Annotated in this window: 8 protein-coding genes and 2 tRNA genes; 5 read left to right on the forward strand and 5 right to left on the reverse strand. The window is 70.3% G+C overall.

The genetic code is table 11. The features are described from left to right. Both ACNFOC_RS48925 and ACNFOC_RS48930 read right to left on the reverse strand, forming a co-directional pair. On the reverse strand, window positions 1–1,667 hold a 1,667-nt coding region (locus ACNFOC_RS48925), incomplete at its 3' end, for a PAS domain-containing protein (protein ID WP_416965463.1). 180 nt (window positions 1,668–1,847) lie between these two features. Continuing rightward, the gene (locus ACNFOC_RS48930) at window positions 1,848–2,336 is read right to left on the reverse strand and encodes an SSI family serine proteinase inhibitor (RefSeq protein WP_416965464.1); all 489 of its coding nucleotides are present in this window, start codon (window positions 2,334–2,336) and stop codon (window positions 1,848–1,850) included. Window positions 2,337–2,504: 168 nt separating this feature from the next. On the opposite strand from ACNFOC_RS48930, the gene ACNFOC_RS48935 reads away from it, so the two are divergent. The 3 genes from ACNFOC_RS48935 to ACNFOC_RS48945 all read left to right on the forward strand — a co-directional run bounded on the left by ACNFOC_RS48935 (window position 2,505) and on the right by ACNFOC_RS48945 (window position 3,319). Further along, window positions 2,505–2,595, forward strand: a tRNA-Ser gene (locus ACNFOC_RS48935). A gap of 205 nt (window positions 2,596–2,800) precedes the next feature. Beyond that, window positions 2,801–2,873, forward strand: a tRNA-Arg gene (locus ACNFOC_RS48940). Between the two features lie 224 nt (window positions 2,874–3,097). After that, window positions 3,098–3,319, forward strand: coding sequence for a hypothetical protein (locus ACNFOC_RS48945; RefSeq protein WP_026150079.1), 222 nt, complete (start codon window positions 3,098–3,100; stop codon window positions 3,317–3,319). A 239-nt stretch (window positions 3,320–3,558) separates the two neighbouring features. On the opposite strand, the gene ACNFOC_RS48950 is transcribed toward ACNFOC_RS48945, so the two are convergent. Continuing rightward, window positions 3,559–3,924 carry a nuclear transport factor 2-like protein gene (locus ACNFOC_RS48950; protein ID WP_416965465.1) on the reverse strand — a complete coding sequence of 122 codons (366 nt, stop codon included), beginning with the start codon at window positions 3,922–3,924 and terminating at the stop codon, window positions 3,559–3,561. Window positions 3,925–3,993: 69 nt separating this feature from the next. Here ACNFOC_RS48950 and ACNFOC_RS48955 point away from each other — a divergent pair, with 69 nt between their 5' ends. Further along, a complete protein-coding gene (locus tag ACNFOC_RS48955) occupies window positions 3,994–4,938 on the forward strand; it encodes a phosphotransferase family protein (protein ID WP_416965466.1) in 945 nt (314 codons plus the stop codon). Here the strand turns inward: ACNFOC_RS48955 and ACNFOC_RS48960 are convergent. Beyond that, a complete protein-coding gene (locus ACNFOC_RS48960; RefSeq protein ID WP_416965467.1) occupies window positions 4,922–5,386 on the reverse strand; it encodes a GtrA family protein in 465 nt (154 codons plus the stop codon). The genes ACNFOC_RS48955 and ACNFOC_RS48960 overlap by 17 nt on opposite strands. Window positions 5,387–5,563: 177 nt before the next feature. Then, window positions 5,564–6,049, reverse strand: a complete 486-nt coding sequence (locus ACNFOC_RS48965) for a MarR family winged helix-turn-helix transcriptional regulator (protein WP_416965468.1) — start codon at window positions 6,047–6,049, stop codon at window positions 5,564–5,566. A 108-nt stretch (window positions 6,050–6,157) separates the two neighbouring features. Between ACNFOC_RS48965 and ACNFOC_RS48970 the strand changes: the two genes are divergently transcribed. After that, on the forward strand, window positions 6,158–6,394 hold a 237-nt coding region (locus ACNFOC_RS48970; RefSeq protein ID WP_416965469.1), incomplete at its 3' end, for an HGxxPAAW family protein.

The following is a 6,394-nucleotide window of genomic DNA, read 5'->3' on the forward strand; positions in this document are numbered from 1 at the left end:
GCGCCCGCCCCGCCCCCGATCGGAACCTCCAGCACATACGCGCTGCCGCTCATCCCCGGCACGTCGTGCGTCTGGAGCACCCCGCCGTGCGCCCGTACGATCCCGCGCACGATCGGCTCGTGCACCGGGTCTCCCCCGGCGTACGGCCCGCGTACCTCGATCCGTACGACCTCACCGCGCTGCGCCGCCGCCACGACGACCGTGTTGTCCAGGTAACCGCCCGCCGACACAGGCGAGTTGCCGGTCGCGTCGACGCCCGCGACATCCGCGACGAGATGCGCGAGCGCGGTCGCGAGGAGCCCGGGGTCGACCTCGGCCTCGATGGGCGGAGCGTGCACGGCGAACTGCACACGCCCGGGACCGATCAGCTCTACGGCTCCGTCGACACCGGCGGCGACGACGGCGTCCAGCATCACCTTCGTACGGGTGATGTCGCCCTCGCCGGTCTCCAGCCGCTGGTAACCGAGCACGTTGTCGATGAGCTGCGTGATGCGCGAGTACCCGGCCGAGAGGTGATGGAGGACCTGGTTGGCCTCGGGCCACAACTGGCCCGCGTCGTCGGCGGCCAACGCGGCCAGCTCGCGCCGCAGTTCGTCGAGGGGCCCGCGCAGCGACCGCCCGAGCAGCGTGAGCAACTGCTCGTGCCGCCCGGCGAGTTCCTCGAACCGGTCCTTCTCCCGCTCCCCGAGCGCGGCGTACCGCTCCTCGTTCGCCGCGAGTTCCTCCTCGTGCCGCTCCTGGAGTTCCTCGATCTCGGTGATGTGCTTCTGGCGCAGCGAGGTCAGCTCGGAGGCGTGCTCCTCGTCGATCCGCTCCAGTTGGTCCTGGTGCTGCTTGTCCGCGGCGTCCTTCTCCTCGGCGAGCGAGTCGTAGGGCCGCCGGTCGGTGAAGGTCATCACGGCGCCGACGAGCTGGTCGCCGTCGCGCACGGGCGCGGTGGTGAGGTCGACGGAGACCCGGTCCCCGTTCTTGGCGAACAGCACCTGCCCGCGCACCCGGTGCTTGCGCCCCGAGCGCAGGGTGTCGGCGAGCGGCGACTCCGCGTACGGGAAGGGGGAGCCGTCAGCGCGCGAGTGCAGGACGAGGTTGTGCAGTTCCTTGCCGCCGAGGTCGCTGGCGCGGTAGCCGAGGATCTGGGCGGCGGCCGGATTGACGAGCACGACCCGCCCGTCCGTGTCCGTCCCCACGACACCCTCGGCGGCCGCGCGCAGGATCATCTCGGTCTGCCGCTGCGAACGGGCCAGCTCGGCCTCGGTGTCCACGGTCCCGGAGAGGTCGCGCACGACGAGCATCAGGAGTTCGTCGGAGGTGTAGCCGTAGCCGTCGTAGGCCTGCTGGCCGTCCTCGAGGTTGGCGCTGGTGACCTCGACGGGGAACTCGGAGCCGTCGGTGCGGCGGGCGGTCATGCGGGTGGGCTTGGTCCGGCCGCGCGGGTCCATCGAGTCGGGGCGGCGCATGGAACCCGGGATGAGCCGGGAGTCGAACTCCGGCAGCAGGTCCAGCAGTCCGCGCCCGACGAGCGCGGTGCCCGGGGCCTCGAAGGCCTCCAGCGCGATGGTGTTCGCGTTGACCACGGTCCCGTTGGCGTTGACCAGCACCAACGCGTCCGGGAGCGCGTCGAGTATGGCTGCGAGGCGAGCAGCGCCTCGGGATGGCCTGCTGCTCACGAGACGCTTCCTCCCTGTTACCGCACCTTGCCGACCGCGGAGGCCATCTTGCCAACCTGCCCGCGACGTGTCACGCGAGGGAGTCTAAGGGCAGTCCTTGTGCTCGCGGAGTGAGATGAGAGGGAGGTCGCACGGTGAAGTGACGTAGAACGTGTGACCGAGCACTGATCCCTGCCGTCTTCAGTGGTCACGGCCGAGTTCGGGCAGCAGCGGGACCATCCCGTTCCAGCGGGAGATCTCGCAGCCGTTGCTCCGGTCGTACGTCGCGTCGACGGGGCGTCCGGCCCAGGTGCCGGTGACATGGGCGGTGGCGGGGCCGCCGTAGATCATCGTGCACATGCTGTCCGGGGGCACCGGTGCGAAGGGGTCCTTCCCCCACCGGGTGTTGCGGCCGACGGCCTCGCAGGCGCCGGTCACGTCCGGGTGGGTGCCGCCGCCGGGGTGGCAGTACAGCTCGTGCGTCCCGTCGGCCGCGCCGCCCGCGTGCCGGACGGTGACGGTGAGGTGGTCGCCGCCGGAGCGGTCCTCGTCACGGACGGGCGGTGGCGCGAGGGTGCGCGGCGCCGCGGGGGCGGCCTGCGCGCGGGCGGCGGCGGGCTGCGCGGCCAGCGAGCCGACGGTGGCGGCGGACGCGGCGGCGATCACGAGGAGACGGTTGACCTGCAACATGACCTGACTAACGCCCGCCGCCCCCGGACGTTGCGGACACGGCGGCCGGCATCAACGGCTTTGCCCTGCGGCCCGCCCGCCTAGTACCGTGGGAGGCGATTGGTGACACCGCGCTCGTCTGTGTCATCATCTGCACGCACCTTCCGCGCTCGCGCGGGTGGTTGTGCTGGAGGCGTCGCCTAGTCCGGTCTATGGCGCCGCACTGCTAATGCGGTTTGGGACGCAAATCCCATCGAGGGTTCAAATCCCTCCGCCTCCGCACCTCGTCGAAGCCCCGGTCCGCGCGACCGGGGCTTCGGTCGTTCCCGGGCGTGTCCGCGAAGCCGTTCTGAGGCTGTTTTCGCAGCTCACAAGGGGTATGGCTAACGGATTTCACATGGCGGCGGCAGTCATGTAATGTTCTTCCTGTCGCCGCGAGCGGGCCGGAAGGGCCGGGAGCGACGAAGGAAAACAAGAGAAAACAAGCACTCGTAGCTTAACGGATAGAGCATCTGACTACGGATCAGAAGGTTGCAGGTTCGAATCCTGCCGAGTGCACATCTGACGAGAGGCCCCGGAGCGATCCGGGGCCTCTCGCGTGTGCCCCGGTGGCTGTTTTTCGCAGGCCGGCCGAGGTTCCGGGGCGGGTCCGGGAAGGGCCAGGTCAGGGGCGTGAGGGGTACGTCCGGGGCGGCGCCGTGGTTCCCGGTTGCCCGATCTGTGATGAACAAGCGATGTGGACGGCCTCAGCGAGTGGCGTGTCTAGGCCCATACTGGAGTCAATGACAAAGCCAGCTGCACCGAAGCGCTATTTGCCCACCAGTCCCTTCAAGGCCCCGGCCGCGGCGGCACCCAAGCAGTTTGCCGTGGGCGACCAGGTCACACACGACATGTACGGCCTCGGCCGGGTCATCGGCATCGAGGACGGAATCGCGGTGCTCGTCGACTTCGGGTCGGTTCAGGAGCGCATCCTGAGTCCGTACGCCAAGATGAGCAAGCTGTAGGACCGCCGTGCCCGGTCACGGCACACCAGGTCCCAGCGGCCTGTAACGAACGGGAGACCTCTCATCGACCTGACCTCGCTGTTCTCCGCCCCGGATGGGGCGACCCGCCATGTCAGCGCGGGATCGCCCCCTCCGGCGACGAACCCCTTCCAGGCCCCGGACTTCGGGGAGGACGAGACGCTGCCGCTCGACGACGGGCAGCCCTTCTCGGACATGGACGAGGTTTTCCGCAGGGCGGGCTAGTCGGCGGGCTGGGCTTCCACGGGCGCTGTCCGGCGAAGCCCGTCAACCATGTGCCAGTTCCTCAGCGGTTTCTCAGTGATCCTTCGCCGGCCGTCCGACGGCCCGGAAGACGGCGACGGGATCCAAGCAGTCCCGCCAGTGCGCCACTTCGCCACTTCGCTGTCCTTGACGGTGATCACGGAGACGAAGTGGCTGTCGTAGTCCTGCCCGGTGCGCACAGTCCGTCCGCGCACCGCGTACTCGCGTACGACCACTGACGTCCCGGGGTCCCGGTGGACGGTCAGTCCGTCCGCGCTGTGCGGCATCATGACGTCGCCGTCGCCGCGGTACAGGTCGGCCACCACCCGCGACCGCCTGCGCACCGGCGGCCTCACCCTCACAACCATCGCCCACACCGTCGGCCACACCTCCCCAGGGGGTCCGGTCCAGCCGTGGTCACCCACCGCCAGGAGCACACCGCCCACTGGGTCCGCTACTTCGCCGACCGCGGGCACGGACCACCCGTCCGGCCGCTCGCCGCGGGCGTCGAGGGAGCCGTGTACCGCCTCGGTGACGGGACCGTCGGCAAGGTGTGGAGCGGGCGGCGGCCGGCCGGGGTGGAGCTCATGCGGCGGGTCTACGAGGACATCGCCGGGCACGCCGCGCTGTTGCCCTTCGCCACGCCGGAGATCCTTGCTGTCGAGGAGCACGACGGTGTTCTGGTCACCTATGAACGGGAGTTGGGCGGAGTCCCGTTGCGGAGCGACTCGGCGGTCGTGGCGCCGGGACGGGAGTTGGCCGCGCGGGAGACCGGCGCCCTGCTGACGGTGTTGCGCGGCCTGGCCGCCGTGCCCGGTACCGAGGCCATGCGGCGGCTCACCGCGCAGGGTGACGACCGGCCTCTCTGGGAGGGCCACGCCCGCTTCCCCGACGCGCTCGCCGCCCTCGTCCTGCGTGCCGTCCGTCGCCATGGTGATCTGCTCGCCGCCCAGGTCCCCGACCTCGCGGGCATCGTGCGCCGGACCGTGGACTCCCTGCGGGCGCTTCCCGACGGCGGTCCGGTCAGCGTCGTGCACGGTGACCTCGTACCGCCCAACATCCATGTCGACGACACTGGTGCCCCGGTGGCCGTACTCGACTTCGGGTTCCTCACCACGGCCGGCGACCCGGCCTTCGAGGCCGCGGTGGCAGCCGCCGTATGGGACATGTACGGGCCGTACGCGGAACGGCACACCGTCACCCTCACCCGGCTGTTCGCCGAGGAGTTCCGGTACCCGCCGGACACGCTCGTCCTTTATCGGCGGGCCTATGCGCTGGCGACCTACGACCTGTTCTCGTCGGACGGCGGTGACGGGCATTTCCGTTGGTGTGCCGGGGTCCTCACGCGGCCGCGCTGAACGCGGGGGATGCCACCGGCGGGCGTACCGCGATCGTGAGCGGAGCCGGAGTGCCGCGGTCGGCGAAGACGAACAGGCGGAGGACCAGGAAGCGGCCGATGCCGGCGAGGCCGGAGGCGCTGAGGTAGACGACCTGTTCGGTGAGCATGCCCGGGGTGGGCTGGACGGTGTGGAGGATCAGGATCGCCGCGGACGTCATCGCGTAGGCCGCCGTGGCCGAACCCGCCGACTGCCAGTGCTCGCGCCAGCCCGGGCGGCGGCCGGTGCCGAAGGTGAACAGGGCGTGCAGTTCGGTGCAGAGGATGGTCGAGGCGATCGTGATCAGGGCGTTCGCCGCCGCCCAGGGCATCAGCGCGGCCAGCAGCGGTACCGCCGCGCTGGAGACGACCCCGACCCCGCCGCCGCACACCACGAACCTGACGAAGGATGCGAACGGGCCGGGCTTCATGGGATGTCCCTCCGTACGGCGGCTGTCGGGCCTGTGCCGACCCTCTTGACCGGCTGAGGTCAACGATGCCGTCGTACGGTTCCGGGCACGATGAAGCGGTCTCCCGAACCGGTGGTGGAGTGGGCTGTACCTACGGGGTCGGGTTAGCCCCCGTACGCGCCCGTGCCGCCGGCCGGCTCACAACTCCTTGTCCCTGGCCCGGAGTTCCTCGATGTAGTCCTGTGCCAGCGTCGACGTCCGCGTGAACCAGTCGTTCAGTACGGCGATCTCGGCGGGGGAGTAGTCGGCGAACTGGGCGTTGAGGCGGTCGTAGTAGGGGCCGTAGAGGGCGACGACACGGGTCACCGCGGCCGGTACCGAGGCGACGCGGACGCGGCGGCGGTCGGTCGGGTCGGGGACGCGGGTGATGTAGCCGGCGCGCTCCAGGCGGTTGAGGATGCCGGTCACCGCGCCAGTCGTGACGTGGGCGTGTTCGGCGAGGTCGCCCGCCGTGAGGAGGTTCTCGCCGGCCTTCAGGACGCAGGCGAAACAGAGCAGATCGGTGACGTTCAGGCCCAGCCGCTCGGCCATTTCCTGCTGGCCGAGCTGGGCGGTGGCGATGAGGGAGTCCATCGCGTCCAGCGCCTGGGCCGGGGTGGCGGTGGGGCGAGGCTTGGCTTGCATCGTTATTGCCTTAGCTGGTGAGAGGTTTCTATTCTAAACTTCTTAGTGAGTGAGGTATCTGTTTTCTGTCTGCCCGGGCTTCGGGCTGGGCTTGGAAGGAGGCCGCACATGAGCGCACATCAGTATGACGAGGGACATACGGTCGCGGGCTGGACCGGATTCGGTATCGCGACCGTCGGCACGACCGTCGCGGGGGTGGGCGTGTGCGCGGTGTCTGCCCTGCTGATCGCGGGCGGGCTGGCGATCGTCGCGGTGGGCGTCCTGGTCACCTGGGCGCTCCATCTCACCGGGTGGGGCAAGCCGCCCGGGCGGCGGGAGCGCGCGCAGTGGGGGATGCGGGTGCGG

The sequence above is a fragment of the Streptomyces colwelliae genome (assembly GCF_048158785.1).
Lineage (GTDB): Bacteria > Actinomycetota > Actinomycetes > Streptomycetales > Streptomycetaceae > Streptomyces.